Origin of the sequence: Nocardia acididurans (assembly GCF_016741815.1) — a bacterium.
Classification (GTDB): Bacteria; Actinomycetota; Actinomycetes; order Mycobacteriales; family Mycobacteriaceae; genus Nocardia; species Nocardia acididurans.
Map to the genome: position 1 here is coordinate 436193 of NZ_JAERRJ010000004.1, position 18584 is coordinate 454776.

The 18584-nt window shown below is 68.6% G+C and carries 14 protein-coding genes; 5 read left to right on the forward strand and 9 right to left on the reverse strand.

What is annotated here, in order from left to right; all coding sequences use genetic code 11:
* Nucleotides 1-233: 233 nt before the first annotated feature.
* Complete coding sequence (locus tag JK358_RS12705) at nucleotides 234-1478, reverse strand: AMP-binding protein (protein ID WP_201947058.1); 1245 nt, start codon at nucleotides 1476-1478, stop codon at nucleotides 234-236.
* 195 nt (nucleotides 1479-1673) lie between these two features.
* Here JK358_RS12705 and JK358_RS12710 point away from each other — a divergent pair, with 195 nt between their 5' ends.
* Nucleotides 1674-2654, forward strand: coding sequence for an ABC transporter substrate-binding protein (locus JK358_RS12710; RefSeq protein ID WP_201947060.1), 981 nt, complete (start codon nucleotides 1674-1676; stop codon nucleotides 2652-2654).
* Nucleotides 2655-2721: 67 nt separating this feature from the next.
* Here the strand turns inward: JK358_RS12710 and JK358_RS12715 are convergent, their stop codons facing one another.
* The 3 genes from JK358_RS12715 to JK358_RS12725 are packed head-to-tail and all read right to left on the reverse strand — an operon-like array spanning nucleotide 2722 to nucleotide 8213.
* Nucleotides 2722-3699, reverse strand: a complete 978-nt coding sequence (locus JK358_RS12715) for an ABC transporter substrate-binding protein (protein ID WP_307817486.1) — start codon at nucleotides 3697-3699, stop codon at nucleotides 2722-2724.
* A 12-nt stretch (nucleotides 3700-3711) separates the two neighbouring features.
* Nucleotides 3712-6867: a non-ribosomal peptide synthetase gene (locus JK358_RS12720; RefSeq protein ID WP_232851169.1), complete on the reverse strand. Its 3156-nt coding sequence runs from the start codon at nucleotides 6865-6867 to the stop codon at nucleotides 3712-3714.
* An 11-nt stretch (nucleotides 6868-6878) separates the two neighbouring features.
* Entirely contained in the window at nucleotides 6879-8213 is a 1335-nt protein-coding gene (locus JK358_RS12725) for a SidA/IucD/PvdA family monooxygenase (protein WP_307817487.1), read from the reverse strand.
* A gap of 150 nt (nucleotides 8214-8363) precedes the next feature.
* Here JK358_RS12725 and JK358_RS12730 point away from each other — a divergent pair, with 150 nt between their 5' ends.
* Complete coding sequence (locus JK358_RS12730; protein ID WP_201947068.1) at nucleotides 8364-8828, forward strand: MTB12 C-terminal domain-containing protein; 465 nt, start codon at nucleotides 8364-8366, stop codon at nucleotides 8826-8828.
* A gap of 133 nt (nucleotides 8829-8961) precedes the next feature.
* Here the strand turns inward: JK358_RS12730 and JK358_RS12735 are convergent, their stop codons facing one another.
* Entirely contained in the window at nucleotides 8962-10698 is a 1737-nt protein-coding gene (locus JK358_RS12735; RefSeq protein ID WP_201947071.1) for an ABC transporter ATP-binding protein, read from the reverse strand.
* The gene (locus tag JK358_RS12740; protein ID WP_201947073.1) at nucleotides 10695-12554 is read right to left on the reverse strand and encodes an ABC transporter ATP-binding protein; all 1860 of its coding nucleotides are present in this window, start codon (nucleotides 12552-12554) and stop codon (nucleotides 10695-10697) included. Before JK358_RS12740 ends, JK358_RS12735 begins: the two co-directional genes overlap by 4 nt.
* 132 nt (nucleotides 12555-12686) lie before the next feature.
* Here JK358_RS12740 and JK358_RS12745 point away from each other — a divergent pair, with 132 nt between their 5' ends.
* Nucleotides 12687-13127 (forward strand): TIGR03667 family PPOX class F420-dependent oxidoreductase, encoded by a 441-nt coding sequence (locus JK358_RS12745; protein ID WP_201947075.1) that lies wholly within the window; start codon nucleotides 12687-12689, stop codon nucleotides 13125-13127.
* On the opposite strand, the gene JK358_RS12750 is transcribed toward JK358_RS12745, so the two are convergent.
* Nucleotides 13124-13807: a DUF4190 domain-containing protein gene (locus JK358_RS12750; protein ID WP_201947077.1), complete on the reverse strand. Its 684-nt coding sequence runs from the start codon at nucleotides 13805-13807 to the stop codon at nucleotides 13124-13126. The genes JK358_RS12745 and JK358_RS12750 overlap by 4 nt on opposite strands.
* Before the next feature lie 112 nt (nucleotides 13808-13919).
* Between JK358_RS12750 and JK358_RS12755 the strand changes: the two genes are divergently transcribed.
* Both JK358_RS12755 and JK358_RS12760 read left to right on the forward strand, forming a co-directional pair.
* Nucleotides 13920-14858, forward strand: coding sequence for an RluA family pseudouridine synthase (locus tag JK358_RS12755; protein WP_201947079.1), 939 nt, complete (start codon nucleotides 13920-13922; stop codon nucleotides 14856-14858).
* A gap of 162 nt (nucleotides 14859-15020) precedes the next feature.
* Nucleotides 15021-15716, forward strand: coding sequence for a CPBP family intramembrane glutamic endopeptidase (locus tag JK358_RS12760; RefSeq protein WP_232851250.1), 696 nt, complete (start codon nucleotides 15021-15023; stop codon nucleotides 15714-15716).
* A gap of 104 nt (nucleotides 15717-15820) precedes the next feature.
* Here JK358_RS12760 and JK358_RS12765 read toward each other — a convergent pair whose 3' ends face one another.
* The gene (locus tag JK358_RS12765) at nucleotides 15821-16231 is read right to left on the reverse strand and encodes a hypothetical protein (protein WP_201947083.1); all 411 of its coding nucleotides are present in this window, start codon (nucleotides 16229-16231) and stop codon (nucleotides 15821-15823) included.
* Nucleotides 16232-16353: 122 nt separating this feature from the next.
* Nucleotides 16354-18468, reverse strand: coding sequence for an MMPL family transporter (locus JK358_RS12770; protein WP_307817498.1), 2115 nt, complete (start codon nucleotides 18466-18468; stop codon nucleotides 16354-16356).
* Nucleotides 18469-18584: the final 116 nt, after the last annotated feature.

Consider the following 18584-nt stretch of genomic DNA (forward strand, 5'->3'; position numbering starts at 1 on the left):
CTGGTGCGTCGGGAACGGTGTGGACCGGGTTCGACAGCACCCCGGGCGCGTCGTCGCGCTCGGCGGCCATGTGGGTGATTTCCACGATATCGCCGGAGATCACACGCGATCCGGAATATCGATAAATTGTTGCCCGGTCATCGCGGGGAATTCTTCCGGCACGCCCCGAATGTTCAGAACAGATGTAATTGCATTGTTCTGGCAGATTGCCAGCTATTAACAAACCAGTCGGTTCAGGCGGCGGCGAAGTCGATACCGGAAGCGCCTGCGGCACCGGCCGATTCACTCGAACCCGTCGCCGCCGCATCGAAGACCAGCCACCCGTCGGCCGTCCACCGGCCGCGCTCACCGGTCCGCGCCACGCGGCCCGGCGCATACGGATCCGCGATGAAAGTCGCTGCGGCATCGGCGGGTTCGATCGCCAGCGCCGCGCCGCCGATGTGCACGTCACCACTCTCCCCCGGGGCGAGCAGGCAGAGTTCCGCGTCCAGCACCAGCAGTCGCGCACCCGGAATGGGGCGGACCCGGCCCGAACCGTCCAGCGGGCCGCGCGCGACCACCCCGGCGTATTCGGGTGCGGTGTAGGCGAATCCCGCCACCGAATCAGGGGCGATCATCCGCAGCAGACCGGAAAGTATTGCCGGGCAGGAGGTTCCGGTGACATCCCAGCGACGCACGCTCGGCAGGAACGGAGCGGCCAGATCGGCGAAACCGGCGAGGGCGTCGGCCTCGGCCAGCACGTGGGTGGCGGAGGTCTCCGCGATCAGCCCGGCCAGCGCCGCGGCGTCGGCCCGCTGCGCCGCGGTGGCCAGGACCAGGGTCGCGCCGTCGGCGAGGGCCGCGAGCAGTTCCACCGCCGCGTCCGCACCGTCCCAGGCCACGGCCAGCAGCCGCACGTCGGCAGAACCGTAGGCCCGATCGACACGACAGATCCGATGGTCGGCGACGACGCCGCGCCGGTCGTCGGCGGCCGCGGCCAGCGCGGACAGGGTCAGAGCGAGACCGGAGACGACCGGCTCGGCGAGGCCGCGCGCGCGGGTGAAGGCGCAGTCGCCGGCCTGCGCGAGGCCGCATTCGCCCGGATGGCCGCCCGTGCAATCGCTCGGCGGGACGGGGAGCGCATCGGCGGTGGCCGCGGACACGATCTCGCTCAGCAGCCGGACGAGTCCGTCCAGGGCCGCGTCGCCGGGCTCCCGGCCGTCGCCGGAGACGGTCGCACCGGCCCACGCCGATCCCGCGGCGGAGGTACGCGAGCCGAAGGCGAATCCGGCGCTCTCGGCGTGCAGGGCATCGACGCGGTCGAAGAGTTCGCCGTAGGTGAGGGTGCGGGAACCGCAGTTCAGGGCCGTGCGCAGGGCGGGGACGCGACGCGCGCCCTGGATGAGGCAGCTGATCGCCGGGACGTCGTACAGTTCGACGCCATTGGCCCATTCGTCCGCGAGCCGGTGACGCTCGACGGTGGACAAAGGTTCCGGCAACCTACGCTCCATTGCTCTCACCCCCGGGTTTCTACTTATGCAACCCTAACCTAACCGCAGAAGATCGCAATAGGCAGCCCCATCCGGATTCGAACCGGCAACGGAAACCGCAGCTCCCACGCTTGTTAGGCTAGGCTCACCTGCGCTCGCCTCCCGGGTGGGATCGGGCATTTCGACCGAACGGAGAGGTCCACGATGAAGTCGGCCCACACCAGACGCGCCTGGACGCGGACAGCCATAGCCGCCCTCGCGGGCGCACTCACCCTCGGGCTCGCGGCCTGCGGCTCCGGTTCCGACGAACCGGCAGGCAGCGGCGAACCCGTCACCATCACCCACGCACGCGGCGAGACCGTCGTCACCGGCGTACCGAAACGCGTTGTGACACTGGGCAATCAGTGGCTCGACACGGCGCAGGCCCTGGGCGTCACCCCGGTCGGCTACATCGACAACATCTCCGTCGTCAGCAAGACGCTGCCGCCGTGGGAACCCGAATCCCTGAAATCCGCCAAAGCGCTCGACAGCGCCGGGGACATCACCGAGCAGGTGGCCGCCCTCGATCCGGACCTGATCCTGGTCGACGCCTTCATCGCCACCGCCAAGACCTACGAGGACCTGTCCAAGCTCGCGCCGACGATCCCCGGGCTGACCGCCGACGCCGTCACGCCGTGGGCCGATCAGGTGCGCGCGCTCGGCAAGGTGCTGCACCAGACCGACGACGCCGACAAGGTCATCGGCGACCTGAACGCCCGCATCGACGGCATCGCACAGGCCAACCCCGGGCTGAAGGGCAAGACCTTCGCCAGCAGCTGGCTGGCCGGACCCTCGCAGCTCATGGTGCTCACCGACCCCAACGACGGCTCGGCGCGGCTGTTCACCCAGCTGGGAATGGGCATTCCGGCCAACCTCACCGCGCAGGGCGGAACCGGCGGCCGCCTGTCGCTGTCGCCCGAGCGACTGGACGAGCTGACCGCCGACCTGCTGCTGGCCGGCTACTCCCCCGGCATGGAGGACAAGTACAAGCAGCTGCCCGGCTACAACGAGCTGCCGTCGGTGCGGAAGAACGCGGTCGTGTTCCTCACCACCCAGGAGATCAGCGCGGTCAATCAGCCGACGCCGCTGTCGCTGCCCTACATTCTCGGCAAACTGGAACCCGCCCTGGTGAACGCGGCCAAGTAGCGCGACACGAAGTATGCCCTGCACGGAATTCCGTGCAGGGCATTTCTTTTCGCGGTAGCTCGGTGGTCTAGCTACCGGAGATCTTCGCGAAATTCGGCTCCAGTTTCTCCAGCACATACGGGACCGACAGTGCCGTCGGCGTATTGATCGCGTTGATATCGACCACATTCACGAAAGCGATTCCGCCGGTGCGCACGGCGGGCAGGGCGCTGTAGCCGGGCAGCTCCTTGAACTTCGACTCCAGGCTCGGCATCGCGCCGCACACCAGCAGGTCGGAGGTCAAGTCGCCCAAGCGTTCCGGAGACAGCGCGAGCCGGCCGCCGGTGGGCGCTTCGCGAACGATGTTGTCCGGGATGGTCATTCCGAGACCCGTGAACAGTTCGGCGGAACCGTCCTTCGGATCGGCCAGCACCATCAGCTGCGCGGGGCCGGTCAGCATGCAGGTGAGGAAGGTCTTGCCCCGCAGCCCAGGATGCGCGGCCAGCACGGCGTCCGACTTGGCCTGCACATTCGAGATGACCTGGGCCGCTTCGGATTCCTTGCGCAGCACCCGGCCCAGCGCGGTCACCTGATCCCGCCAGGAATCGACCTGCGCCGTCGACAGCGAATCGATGGTGGGGGCGAGTTCGGACAGCTTCTCGTACATGGTGCGGTCGGCCATATAGGACGGCGCCAGAATGAGATCCGGCTCCAGGGCCGCGATCGCCTCCACGGTGTCGCCGGTGGCCTCGATCCGCTTGGCGGACTCCGGAATCGCGGGCTGCCACGGCACGGTGGTCCCGGCGGCCAGCCCCGGCACCAGATACCCGACCGGGGTCACGCCCAGCGCGAGCGCCGCGTCCAGCCACTGCGGGCCGAGCGTCACCACCCGGGCCGGGGTGCCCGCGATGGTGGTCTCGCCCATCACGTGCTGGATGGTCACCGTGCCGGAACCGCTGCTCGCGTCCTCGGATCCGCAGGCGACCAGGCCGGCCGTCAGACCGAGCGCCAGCAGGCCCGCCCCCGCTCGACGGCGGAGGCGACGCAGGAAACTGCCCTTGTTCACCGGTGAAACTCCTCAGTTCGTGAAGGTGACCGCGCGGGCGGTCGCCTCCAGGACGGCGGCCAGACCACTCAGCGCGGGGGTGTCGAACACCGCGCGCACATCGATCTCCAGACCGAACTCGGCGCGGATGCGCGCCACCAGCTGATTGGCCAGCAGGGAATGTCCGCCCAGTTCGAAGAAGGAATCATCCGCGCCGATACGGTCACGCTCGAACAGCTCGCCGTAGAGCGCCGCCAGCCGAATCTCGGCCTGGGTCACCGGTTCCCGATACGGGCGGGTGGTGACGCACACCGGGTCGGGCAGGGCGCGGCGGTCCAGCTTGCCGTGCTGGGTCAGCGGGATGGACTCGATGATGGCGTAGGCGGTGGGCACCATATAGTCCGGCAGCACGGCCGCGACCTGGGCGCGCACCGAATCCACCTCCGGCGCTTCGGATTCCGGGACCAGGAAGGCGGCCAGCACCGGGCCCGCCACGGCATCGCCGACCACGGCGACCACACAGTCACGGATGGCCGGGTGGGTCATCAGCGCGGCCTGCACCTCACCCGGTTCGATGCGGTAGCCGCGCACCTTCACCTGCTCGTCGGCGCGGCCGACGAATTCGAGCTCGCCGTCGGCGGTGCGGCGGGCCAGGTCGCCGGTGCGGTACAGGCGCGCGCCCGGGGTGAACGGGTCGGCGATGAAACGTTCCGCGGTGAGCGCACCGCGGGTGAGGTAGCCGCGCGCCAATTGCGGTCCGCCCAGGTAGATTTCGCCGATCACAGCCGGCGGCACCAGGCGCAGGCGATCGTCGAGCAGGTACAGGTCCACATTGCGATTCGGGCGGCCGATCGGCACGATCCGATTGCCCTGCGGGACATCCACCGGCATATGCGTCGAGCTGACGACCGCCTCGGTGGGGCCGTAGTGATTGCGCAGGTCCGCGTCCAGCGCACCGGCGAACCGGTCGGCCACCTCGCCGAGCAGCGCCTCACCGCCCACGGGCACGAAACGCAGCGAGCGCCAATCGGTGATCTGCGGCAGCGACAGGAAGGTGCGCAGCAGCGAGGGCACCATGTGCAGCACGGTCACCCGGTAGCGGGTGACCAGACCCGCGATGTAGGCGATGTCGGAGAACCCGCCCGGACGCGGAATGATCAGGCGCGCACCGAGCGTCAGCGTCACGAACACATCCAGCAGCGAGGCGTCGAAGCTCACCGACGACGACTGCAGCAGGCGGTCCTCGGCGGTCATCCCCCACTGCGCGGTGAAGCCGAGCAGGTGATCGGCAATCGCGTTGTGCGGCACCGGAACACCCTTCGGGCGACCCGTGGAACCGGAGGTGTAGATGACATAGGCCAGATTGCCGGGCCGCAGCGGGCGCACCCGATCGGCGTCGGCGGGATCGTGCTCCGGATGCGCGGCGGCGGCCTCCTCGGCGGCGTCCACCTCGACCCGCCCCAGCACCAGCCGCGGGCGGGCGTCCTCGATCAGATAGTCGATCCGCTCGTCCGGATAGGCGGGATCGATCGGCAGATACGCGGCGCCGGATTTCAGCACGGCCAGCACCGCGACCACGAACTCCACCGAATTCGACAGGCGCAGCGCGACGATGTCCTCGCTGCCGACGCCCTGCCCGATCAGCCAGTGCGCCAGGCGATTCGCGCGCCGGTTCAACTGGTCGTAGCTCAGCTCCACGTCGGTGACCTCGCCGGGCGCTACCAGCGCGACGGCCGCGGCGGCCGCACGCACCCGCTCTTCGAAGAGGGCCACCACGGTGGTCTGCGCGACCTCCGCCTGCGCACCGTGCGAAAGTTCCAGCAGCCGAGCGTGTTCCGTCGGGCCGAGCATGTCCAGCTCGCTGATCCGACGTTCCGGCTCCCGCACCGCCGCGTCGAGCAGGCGCAGGTAATGGGTGAGCACCTGGTCGATGAGATCGGGCGCGAATCGCCCGGCCGGATACTCGGCCTCCAGATAGACCCCGACGTGGTCACGAATCACGTTCAGCCGCAGAGTAACTCGTGGCTCGGAACCGCTCAGGTCGAGCCGCGCCGCGACCACGCCCTCCAGATCCGGCCCGACCGCGGCGGTGCGCACGCCGAAGCCGAGCTGCGCCAACTGTGCGAACCCGTCACGCTCGCCGGTGCGATCCGGATTGATCTCGCGCACCACCCGGTCGATCCCGATGGACCGATACCCGTAGGCGCGCTCCCACGATTCCCGCACATCCGCCACGAAATCCGCGACGGTGGCGGCGGCGTCCACGCGGGCGCGCACCAGCACGGTGTTCCCGAAGTAGCCGATCGGCGCATCCGGCCGATCCGGATAGCACCGCTCGTCGCGCGTGCTGACCGGCACCGACACCAGGAAATCCGCGGCGCCCGTATAGCGGTGCACCAGAACATCGAAGACCGCGAGCAGGACCGGAAGCACCGTCGTGGACTGTTCCCGGGCGAACTGCTCCATCCGCGCCAGCAGGTCCGCGGGAACCTCCCGGACCGCCCGATTCGCCTGTGCGGGAGCGGATTCGAACGAATTCCGCGCCGGCAGCTCCAGCGGCTCCGGCAGCGCGGACAGCTCGGCCCGCCAGAACTCGGCAGCCGCCCCGTCGGCGTCGGCGGAGGTGTCGGCGTCGGTCTCCGCGGCGAGGGAGATATAGCCGATCGCGGGCGCGGCGGGGAGCTGCCCGTTGTAGGCGGCGGTGAGGTCGCGGGCGAAAATCTCCCAGGAGTCGTCGTCCCAGCAGAGGGCGTGCGCGACCAGGGTGAAGACGAATTCGTCGGGGCCGGTGCGGATCAGGGCGAAGCGCAGGGGCGGGGCGGTCGCCGGGTCGAAGGGTTCGGCCAGAACGCGGCGGATCAGAACCTCGGCACGGCGGGTGCGGCTGGGCGGTGGCAGGTCGATCAGATCCTGTTCCTGCCAGGACGGTTCGACGGCGGGCAGGACCGTTTGGAACGGCTCACCCGCGGCGTCGACGCCGTACACGGTGCGCAGGATTTCGTGGCGGGCCATCACCTCGCCCACCGCGGCGCGCAACAGGGCGGTGTCGAGCGCGCCGGTGAGGCGGTAGGTGATGCCGGCGTTGAGGCTGATGTCCTCGGGTTCGCGGGTCTGCAGGAACCAGGCGCGGCGCTGGCCCGGAGCCAGGGGGCGGCCGTGCGCCGCGGTGTCGTCGAGCGAGGCGGACATGGCGGGAAACCTCATCGCGTCGGGCCGGCGGCCACGCGCGCCGCGTCGTGGGCCGGAACGGTCGGGGTGGCCGCACCGTTCACCTCGGAGCGCTCGGCCTCCCCGCTACCGGGGGCCGGGCGCAGCACGCGGTCCGAGAGTTCGCCCAGGCAGGACAGATTCGGGAAGCCCGGACCCTGCTTCAGGGCAGCCATATTCGGCAGATAGAGCTTGGCCTCCAGGCCCGACACGGCCAGGTCGTAGCCGATGGTCGCCTCGAGGCGGGCCTGATTCAGAGGGCCGCCCACCGCCAGCTCCAGCAGATCCGCGGCATCGGCGTCGAACAGGTCGAGGAACCAGAGCGGCTGGCCGCCGGTCGCGTCCACCACCAGATCGAAGGTGTGCACCTGGTCCGGGCGCAACGCGTTGCTGAGGGTGAGGGCCACCCCCTCGCCCTGATCGGCCACGCGGATCACCCTGCCCTGCAGGTGGTGAACGCGATTGTCGCCGAGCAGGCTCTCCTGCACGCGCACCGAGAACACTCCGCGATCGGTGCGGCGGATGACATCGCGGCGCTGCTCGATCGTCAGGCCGTTCCACTTGCCGGGGTCGCTGTAGAGCGAGTTCTCGAAGTAGCTCTCGCCACGCGTGTAGAGGGTCGCCATGGGCGAGATGACCGACACGGTCAGCATCTCGTGCCGGACCAGTTCGTCCAGCGCGGAACCCGCGGTTTCGCCGCCGCCGATCACGGCGACCCGCGAGGACACCGGCAGCGCGCGCCGGCCGGCCAGCTCCCAGAACTCGGAGATGCTCAGCACCTTCGGATGATCGGCGAGCGCGCGGGTGCTGCGGCCGGGACCGGTGATCATGAGCTCGTCCGCGTCCAGCTGGGTGGGGACGCCGTCCGCGTCGGCGACCGACACCAGCCAGCCGTCGGCGGCCGGGGCGATGGAGGTCACCCGTCCCGCAACCAGTTCCAGGTCGATCCGATGCCCCACCCACTGCAGGTACTTGGCCCAGACATGATGCTGCGGGCTCGGGCGGCCGCGATCGATCCACTCGGCGTAACCGCCCTGATCGACCAGGAACGACGTCCAGCTGAAGGCCTGCATGGCCTCGTTGATCTCGCGGTTGCGGCCGCGTGCCCAGGTGGTGTGGTACGGGAAGCCCACATCCTTCTCCGGGCTGGTGCCCAGCCGGTGCTGACCGTCGGTCCAGCCGCCGCTGGGCAGCCAGTTGCCGCCCACCGCATGCGCTTCGACCACCACCACGCGCGGTGCGGGCAGGCCCAGTTTCCGCAGGACATGGGCCTTCGTGGCTACCGCAAGGGCTTTCGGGCCCGCGCCGACGACCAGCAGAGTCTTCACCGGTTCACACTCTCTCTCCACGCGAACAGGTGCGTTCGCGTCACAGCCAAACTGGGCCCCCTCCCATGTTTGCATAGGCTTACCTTATATTGCCTGTGGGTGTCAGCGCCTCGCGCACGGCCCACCGGATCAGAAGGAGGGGAAGAACACATGCTCACCACCACCCGAAAGAAGCTGGGAGCAGCGATTTTCGCGGCGACCGCGGTGCTCGGCGGCATCCAGGCCGCCGTGGTCGCGCCCGCGCAGGCCGCGCCGATCCTGCGGACCGCGCAACCGGGACTCGGCGACCTCGACGCCAAACTGCGGCTCGCGTTGAACACCGGCGCCTCGCGGCCGGCCCGCGCGAACGAGCTGGAGGCCGGGGAAGCCGGGCTGCCACTGCTCGATCAGGTCGGCGGCGTCATGAACACCGTCCCCAGCCTGCGCTGGGTACTGGCCGGACCGGTGAACGTCAACGGCGACACCGTGACCGCCAACCTCCAGGTCACCGTCGACGGATACGGGACCTTCCCGAACATCGAACTGTCCTGGCGCGAGATCGACGGCACCTGGAAACTCACCCGCGAAGCCGAGTGCACCGTCGCCTACTACGCCGGGCTGTCCTGCAACCTCTGATCCCACCGGTGTCCGACCGGCGCACGGCACACCATCGCGGACAGTGAAATATTCACGCGGACAACAAAAACCCTGGGCATTCCTCGGAATGCCCAGGGTTTTCGCCGCTTTCACCACACCGCTGCGAATATCCCTACGCGTGCACCGATTCCAGACGCCAGCCCGAAGCACGGGTGCGCTCGTTCCAGAAGGCGGCGTAGCGACCGTCGAGGGCCAGCAGTTCCTCGTGGGTGCCGCGCTCGACAATGCGGCCCGCCGCCATGAACAGGATCTGATCCGCGTGCGCGATGGTGGCCAGACGATGCGCCACCACGATCACCGTGCGATCGCGGGTGAGCTCGTGCACACCGCGCACGACGACCGCCTCGCTCTGCGGATCCAGCGCACTGGTGGCCTCGTCCAACAGCACCACCGGGGCATCCTTGAGCAGGGCGCGCGCGATCGAGACCCGTTGGCGCTCACCGCCGGACAGGGACGCGCCGCCCTCGCCGACGGCGGTGTCCCAGCCGTCCGGGAGGCGCTGCGCGATCTCGTCCACGCGCGCCGCGGCGGCGGCCTCGCGCACCTGCTCGTCGGTGGCGTCGGGACGACCGGCGCGAATGTTCTCCAGCACCGAACGGTTGAACAGGTAGACGTTCTGGAACACCAGCGACAGCTGACCCAGCAGCGTGTGCGACGGCTGCTCACGAACATCGTGGCCGCTCACCAGGACTCGGCCGGAATCGGCGTCGTGGAAACGCGCCGCCAGCCGCAGCACCGTCGACTTGCCCGCACCGCTGGGACCGACGATCGCGGTGGTGGTGCCCGCCTCGACGGTGAACGACACCTCCGACAACACCTGCGCGCCCGTGCGGTAGCCGAAGCTCACATTGTCGAAGACCACGCTCGGCGCACCCGGGGTGACCTCGGAATCCGCCTGCGGCAGTGTGGGTTCGGCGAGCAGCGCGGTCACCCGGTCGGCGGCCGCCGCGGCGGTCCGCAGCGCGGTGCCCAGCTGCGCGGCCTGATTCAGCGGTTCGATGAAGCGGGAGCTCACCGCGATCAGCGCGATGGCCGCCGCCGCCGTGATGGAGCCGCCGGTCACCTGCCCGACCACCAGATACACCAGCACCAGGAACACCGCCTGCACGCACAGCGAGAAGACGATCAGGCCGGGCACGCTCGCCAGCAGCAGGGCGGAGGCCGCCTTACGCTGTTGCGCCAGCGCCGAATCCAACGCCTTGTTCCCCGCACCCACCGCGCCGAAGGACCGCAGCACCGGCTGCGCCTGCGCGAATTCCAGCACGCGCGCGTTCGCCTCGGCGGACGCCTCGTGCAGCTTCGCGTCGGAGCCGGCATAGGAGCGATTCGCCCACAGGTTCACCAGATACAGGGCAGGCGCGGCCAGCAGCATGGCCAGCGAGATGCGCCAGTCCACGAACAGCATGCCCACCGCCACCCCGAGCGGCACGATGACACCGGTCAGCATCTTGGCCACCAGATAGGCGACCAGACCCTGGCATTCCCGCACGTTCTCGACCACCAGCCGGGACAGCGCGCCCGCGTTCTGCGTCTCGAACCAGCCCAGCGGCAGCGCGTTCAGATGATCGCCCAGCCGGGTCTGCAGGCCCTGCTGCATGCCGACGCCGATCCGCAGACCCAGTACGGCCTGCACGAAACCCAGTGCGAGCGAGGCCGGTACGGCCACCGCCAGCGCCGCCGCCCAACGCCAGGCGGCGCCGGTGTCGCCGTCGAACAGCGCCTCGAGCACCGGCACCAGCAGCACGTAGGCGGCCGCCTGGCACAGCGCCTGCAGCACGATGACGAACAGCAATCGCGGTGTCAGCGCGGCATATTCGCGCGGCACCAGCGCGAAGACCTTGCGAATCATCGGGTTCCCTCCATGACCACGTCCAGCGCCGCCTCGTTGATGTCCCACAGCCGCCGGTACAGGCCGCCCGCCGCGCGCAGGGTTTCGTGATCACCCTGTTCGACCAGGACACCGTTCTCCAGCACCAGGATTCGGTCCACACCGGTGATGGTGTGCAGGCGGTGCGCGATGACCAGCACGGTGCGCCCGGCGACCAGCGCCGCCAGGGCATCCTGCACGGCCGCTTCGGATTCCGGATCCGCGAAGGCGGTGGCCTCGTCGAGCACCAGCACGGGGGTGTCGGCCAGCAGTGTGCGGGCGATCGAAAGCCGTTGCGCCTCACCACCGGAGAGGGTGGCGTCGACGCCGATCTCGGAATCGTAGCCGCGCGGCAGGGCCAGGATGCGATCGTGGATCTGGGCGGCGCGCGCCGCCCGCTCCAGGGCCGCGTCGTCGGCGTCGGCCCTGGCCAGCAGCAGGTTGTCGCGAATGCTGCCGCGGATCAGGCGCACGTCCTGGAAGACGAAACCCACGGTGCGGTACAGCTCTTCGCTGCTGAAGTCGCGAATATCGCGGCCACCGATGGAGATGCGGCCGGACGCCACGTCGTAGAAGCGCGGCAGCAGCTTGGCCAGCGTGGACTTGCCCGAACCGCTCGGGCCGACCAGCGCGGTGAGCGTGCCGGGCGCGAGTTCCAGATCCACGCCGCGCAGTACCAGATGGTCCGCGCGATAGCCGAAGTCCACCCCCTCGAACCGGACCAGACCCGCCGGAACCGCGTCCGCCGCGGGCACGGCCACCTCCGAATCCGGTGCGCCGGAGGCCAGTTCGGCAGTGGCCTGCAGGCCGTGCAGGCGCAGGGCGGCATCACCCGCGGTGCGCAGCGCCTGCGCGCCGTAGCCGAGGCCCAGCAGCGAACTGCCCAGACCCAGACCCACCAGCAGGAACGGCAGGACGTCGAGGGGGTCGATCCAGTTCGCACCGACGCCCGCGAGACCCGCCAGCACCACCAGCAGCATGACGAACACCGGCGACACCACGGCGTCCGAGAGCGACTGCACCGACATGGTGGGCAGTTTCATGCGGCGCAGGCTGTCGGTCTGATGGTCGACGGCGTCCTGGAAGACGCTGTGCGCCTTGCCCGCCCGGCCGAAGGCGCGCACCACCTGGATGCCGTCCACGAATTCCACCGTGGCCTCGCGGGTGCGCTGCTCGGCGGCGTTGTAGGTCGCGATGCGCTCGCGGCCGGGCTCGTCGAGCATCTTCTTCATGCACAGCACGTAGATCACCAGCGGCAGCAGCAGCACCAGGGTGAGCCGCCAGTCCACGGTGAACAGGTAGACGAGCGTCACCAGCGGGATGGTCACCGAACCGACGAAGTCGAGGCGGGCGTGCGCCACCAGGTAGTGCAGCGCCTCCACATCGTCGTGCAGATACTTCTTGACCTCGGAGGAGGTGCGTTCACCGAACCAGCCCAGCGGAACCCGGGTGAGCTTGTCGGCCAGCAGGCGGCGCAGGGTCAGCTGGAAACCGGCGTCCACCAGGTGCGACCAGGTGAGCGCGACGGCCTGCAGCACCGCGCGGACCACCAGCAGCACGACGGCGATGAGCAGCAGCCGCCAGACGCGATCGGTGTCCACGGTGGTGGCCAGCAGTTCCCGGCACGCCTCCACGATCAGCAGGAACGGCACCACCGCGCAGATCGAGGCGACGGCCACGATCAGGCTCGCCAGGGTGAGCGTTCCGCTCACCGGGGCGAGAATCTCCTTGCGGGCCAGCGATTCCCGCTGCCTGCGCTGTTTGGCCTCGGCTTTCGCCGTTTTCCCGTCCGGCACGGATTCCCCCGCCGCCGGTGGCGGCGCCACGTCCACCGTCATAGTCCTGCCTCTCAGCCTCATCCGAGATGCCCTGATCCACAGAAGATCAGGACAAAGATAGGTAAGGCTAACTTATGCAAGCGACGGATGGATGCGGGGAATCCCACTCCCCTCCCGGCTGTTCAACCCGAAATGACCAGTACCGCTGACACCCCTGTCGTCGACACCGCCACCGACTTCGGCAAGCACGTCACCGAACGACTCCACAAGGACAACGTCATCTGGCTGACCACCCTGGCGTCCAACGGGACGCCGCAGCCCAATCCGGTCTGGTTCCTCTGGGACGGAACGGAATTCCTGCTCTTCAGCGAACCCGGAAAGGCGAAACTCCGTAATCTCGAACGCAATCCGCGGGTTTCGCTGCACCTCAACTCGACCCGGAGCGGCGGTGACGTGGTGGTGCTCACCGGCACCGCGCGCATCGACGAGGAGACCCCCGGCCAGGACGAAATCGCCTCGTATACAAAGAAATACACCGAGGGTCTGGCCGAGATCAAAATGACCGACGAGCAGTTCTACGCGGCCTACTCGGTACCGGTCCGGATCACGCCGGACCGGCTGCGCGGGTTCTAGCGCGGCACCTTGCCGGTCAGCTTGCTGTCATCGGTCATGACCAGCATGCAGGTGACCTCACGGCTCTTCTTGAAGTTCCGCTCGTCCGGCGGATACAGCATGAACGGGCTCAGCTGGCCCAGCTTGGGACTGTTGCCGTAGAGCGCCTCCAGCTTGCTGGTGCAGGTGCTGTCCGCCTTCGCCATGACCTCGTCCGCGCCGGGCCAGCCGCCCGACAGATCGAACTGATAGAACACCTCGGCGTCGTGCGGCTGATCGCACGGCACCGTCTTGGTGGAGTACACCAACTGCGACTCGCTGATATCGGCGATGCAGTCACCGACCTTCACCGAACCCACCGACTTCGTACCCGGCTGGTCCGGCACCACCAGATTGATGAGTACGGCCGCCGCGACCAGCAGAATCCACAGGCCGGCGATCACCAGGCCCGCGATGGCCAGACCCTTGCCGCGCTCCCCGCGCTGCTTGATCTGGCTCAGGGCGATGACACCGAACGGGATCGCCAGCACCGCGCCACACAGGGTGAGGAAACTCAGCACGAACGACGCGATGGCGAAACCGTTCGTCTTCTGCGACTGCGGCGCACCCATCGGATAGGCGGGCGGCATCGGGTAACCGGGCGCACCGTACGGCGGCTGCTGACCCGGTACACCCTGCGGCGGTTCGTTGTTCGGATACACGGTGGACCTCCCCGGCTGCTGGTCCGGCAAACGTACCCGGTGCCGGTGACCGCACCCACACTCGACATGCCGCGACCTCGGGCGACGCCCGCGCGATGGATAAGGTCGACCGGTGAGACGCAGGCAGCAACCGCCGCTACCGAAACGGCACGGGCTCGACCCCGCCCGGTTGCGACTGCCCGACGAGGGCGACTGGGCGACCATCCGCGACCATCTGGTGGAGCGGCTGCCCCGCGTACCCGCCGCCCGCATCGACGAGCTGCTGCGCGAGGGCGGCATCGTGGATCTGGACGGGCCGATCGGCCTCGACACCGCGTATGTGCCGGGCGGGGCCGTCTGGTTCCACCGCGATCTGCCGGAGGAGACCGAGGTGCCGTTCGAGATCGGCATCGTGCACCGCGACGACGACATCCTCATCGCCGACAAACCACACTTCCTGTCGACCATTCCGCGCGGGCAGCACATTCTGCAGACCGCGCTCGTGCGGCTGCGCAACGACCTCGACCTGCCCGATCTGATTCCCGCGCACCGGCTCGACCGGGTGACCGCCGGGCTCGTGCTGTTCGTCGTCAACCCGGCGCGGCGCGGGGCCTACCAGACCATGTTCCACAAGCGCCTCGTCCACAAGGAGTACGAGGCCATCGCCCGCTTCGATCCGGAACTCGAGCTGCCGCGCGTGATCCGCAGCCGAATCATCAAGGAGAAGCAGGTACTTCAGGCCTTCGAGGTGCCGGGCGAACCCAATGCCGAAACCCGCCTCGAACTGCTCGAGCACCGCGACGGGCTCGGGCGCTACCGTCTACGCCCCAGGACAGGGCGGACGCATCAGCTGCGGCTGCATATGAACGGGCTCGGCATCCCGATTCTGGGCGACGACTTCTATCCCGAGCTGACGGATAAACCGGTCGACGACTACACCCGTCCGCTGCAGCTGCTGGCCTCTGCGCTGGAGTTTCCCGATCCGATCACGCGGGAGATGCGACGGTTCGAGACCGAGCGCACCCTGCAGGCGTGGGACGACTACGAGGGGTGGACCGGGCGTCAGCCCTGAGAGGGTCGGTGGCGAAACCCCTGGGAGTTTCCCCCGAGAGTGGGTATTGGCCACATTTGTAGTCCCTCTTAAGGAATCGTCCGTACACTGGCCGCGATGTCTCGAAACGATAACGGTGCGGTCGCCGTGCTGCCGGAAGCACCCGCCAAGCTGCGCCACCGCATGCACGCCTACATTGACGTAGCCGTCGTTATTGTGGTTCTGACCTGCACGAATCTAATCGCCCACTTCACGACCCCGTGGGCGAACATCGTCACGGTTCCGATCGCTGCCGTGGTGCTGTTGGCCATGGTCCGCCGACGCGGACTGGGCTGGGCCGAACTCGGCCTGTGCCCGAGCCAGTGGCGACGCGGGTCGATCTGGGCCCTCGCCGCGGTCGGTGTGGTGCTCGCCGCGGTGTTGATCGGCGCCCTGCTCCCGATCACCCGCCCGTTCTTCCTGGCCGATCGCTACGCCACCATCTCCGGTGCGCTCATCGCGTCGATGATCGTCATCCCGCTGCAGACCGCCATCCCCGAGGAGCTCGCGTTCCGCGGCGTCCTGCACGGCACCCTCGATCGAGTGGTCGGCGCGCGTGGCGTATTCATGGCCGGGTCAATGCTTTTCGGCCTCTGGCACATCGCCTCGTCACTGGGGCTGACCAGTGGCAACAAAGGACTTTCCGCGATTCTGGGCGGCGGGGTCGCCGGTCAGATTCTCGGCATCGCCCTCGCGGTGATCGCCACGGCCGCGGCCGGGGCCGTGTTCACGTGGCTGCGCCGCCGAAGCGGCAGCCTCCTCGCCCCCATAGCGCTGCACTGGTCCGTGAACGGCGCGGGCGCGCTCGCGGCGGCGCTGGTCTGGCACACCATGCGCTGAGCTGTTCTCCCCTCGAGGGGGTGAGACCGGCTGACCAGGGAACAGAGGAATGGTGTCAGCCGGCCTCTCGGTCCGGCGGGTCGGGACACGCGCCGGACCGGGCCTCAGGAGCCCAGGAATCCCAGCGGGGAGGCGCCGCAGGTGGCGCTGCCGGTGAGGGTGGGCTGCAGCACGTCGACCTTGAGTTCCCAGAGCGAACCCGACAGGACGCCGAGGGTGTGGGTGCCGGCCTTCTTGGGCGTCCACTGGATGGTGGCCTTGCCGTTGGTCGGCTTGATCGGGCTACCGGCGATGACGAGGCCGTTGTCGTAGAACCAGGCCTCGAACCAGTGGTCGAAGGTGGCGGTGATCTCGTAGGTGCACGCCGCGTAGATGGTGCGGGCGTTGACGGAGAGACCGGTGGGAACGGCGGCCGCGTGTGGCGCGGCCAGTGCCGCCGAACAGGCCATCGCGGCGAGCGCGGTCAGGCCGGTGCCCGCTCGTCGTGCGATGCGCTTGTTCTCGGACGTGGTCATGTCGAAACTCCCTCGGTGCCTTACCGCTTGGTGTGCGGTCCGGCGAACTGTATCGGTTGTCCAGTTCGCCGGTGGGCACTTTCGGGAAAAAACTGAAACAGACTCCAGTCAGACTGTTTCGGCTAGCGACCGGCTGAGTCGTACGGGGTCCGCGCCCACTCCGACTTCTGCAGATCCACCTGATGCGGACGCACATCCCCACCGTGACCCGGCCACCACGCGCGCTTACCGATCAGCGCCGTGACCGCCGGGGTGAAGAACATGGCCATGACGAACGCCGCGATCACGATGCCGACCGAGATCGCGAAACCCATCTGCGACAGCACGTTGTTGCCCGCCAGCATCATCGACGCGAACGTGCCCGCCAGGATCACACCGGCCGCCGCGATGGTCGGACCCGTATGCCGCAGCGCCAGCGCCGCCGCCTGATGCGGATCATGACCCTCCTGCGCCTCCTCCCGCAGGCGCGCCACCATCAGGATGTTGTAGTCGGTGCCCAACGCCACCACGAACAGGTACATGATCAGCGGCAGCGTGAAGATCAGACCCGAATTGCCCTGCAGGTGCTGGAAAACCAGCACGGCCGCACCCAGCGTCGCACCGAAGCCCAGGAACACCGAGGCCATCAGATACCAGGGCGCCACCACACTGCGCAGCAGCGCGCCCAGCACCAGCATGATGAGCAGCGCCGCCACCGGGAACACCACCGCGTAGTCCCGGTTCATGGCCGCCTGGAAGTCCACGAAGATCGAGGTCATGCCGCCGACCAACGCGGTGGTGCCGGCCGGAGCCGAATCGTGCGCGGTCGTGCGCAGCGGGCCCTTCACCGTCTCCAGCGCGGCATCGGATTCCGGCGCGGAGTTCAGGGTCACCTGGAACTCGGCGACCGAACGGTCCTGCGACAGAGTGGGTTCCGATACCTGATCCACGCCGTCCGCGCCGGCCAGCGCCGTCCGGTAGGTGGCGAGCTGATCCTGGTTCAGCGCACCGCCGTCACCGCGCAGGTACACCTGCGAGGGCTGCGTGGTGCCCGCGGGCATGCCCTTGAGCAATTCCTTCTGGTAGACAGTCGATTCCGAGCTGTCCGAGGTCGACCCCGAACTCAGGTCGAAGGTCGGGTTGAAGCTCACCGCGAACAGGGTCAGCACCACCAGCAGGCCGCCGGACGCGATGGCGAACAGGCCGGGCTTGCGCCCCAGCGCCGCACCCAGGGCCGTGAACCGGGCCGCCTTCGGCTCCACCTGGAAAGCCTTGGACGGCCAGAACACCTTGGTGCCCAACAGCGAAACGATCGCCGGGATCAGGGTCAGACCCGCCACCAGCGCCACCGCCACCGCGATGGCCAGCGCCAGGCCCAGCGACCGGAACATGCCCAGCGTGGACAGCAGCAGCGCGCCGAAGGCGATGATCACCGCGGCCGCCGCCGAGGTGATGGCCTCGCCCACGCGCTCCACCGAATTCACCACGGCCGTCTTGGCATCCGCGCCCGCCCGCAGCTGTTCGCGGAAGCGGAACATGAGGAACAGGATGTAGTCGGTGCCGACGCCGAACAGCACCACGGTCAGCATGGGCTGCACCGAGCTGTCGAAGTTCATGTCGAAAGCCTTGCCCACCAGTGCGATCAGGCCGGTGGCCACGACGGAGACACCGCCGATGACGATGATCGGCAGCAGTGCGATCACCGGGCTGCGGAAGATGGCGAGCAGCAGCACCAGGATCAGCACGATGGTGGCGATGCCGATGATCGCCAAGCCCTTCTCACTGGATTCCTGCTGATCCAGTTGCTGCGCGGCGGATCCGGTGACGCCGGCCTTCAGGCCGGTGTCCTTCACGTCTTCTTCCAACGCTTCGCGCAGCGTCTTCACCGCATCGGTCTGGGTGGTGTCGGCGGGGTCGTCGACCTTGGTCATGCCCACGGCGACGATCTCCACCAGCCGGTTCTCCGAGGGCGGCATGGGGGCGACCGCGGTGACGTCCTCGAGCTTGCGCTCGGTCAGCTTCGCGGCGACGCCGGTCACGGCGGCCACGTCGGCGTCGGTGAGCGGGCCGCCGTCCTCGCGCGCGAAGACGATCAGCGCGGCCGGGGTGGCGCTATCGGGAAAAGCCTGCTGCTGCAGTTCGATCGCTTCGATCGACTCGTAGCTGGAGGGCAGGAAGTCTGCCTGGTCGGTGGAGGAGGTCAGCTTGGGGGCCAGGAGAGCCACGGCGACGATGGCGACCAACCACGCACCGATCACCAACCACGGCTGCTTGACAACGAAACGCCCTAATCGGGAGAACATGCGGGACAAGTCCTTTCGAAGGTACGACCGCGGGCTTTGCAGCCCATCCTTCCCATACCGACCTGTCCGCG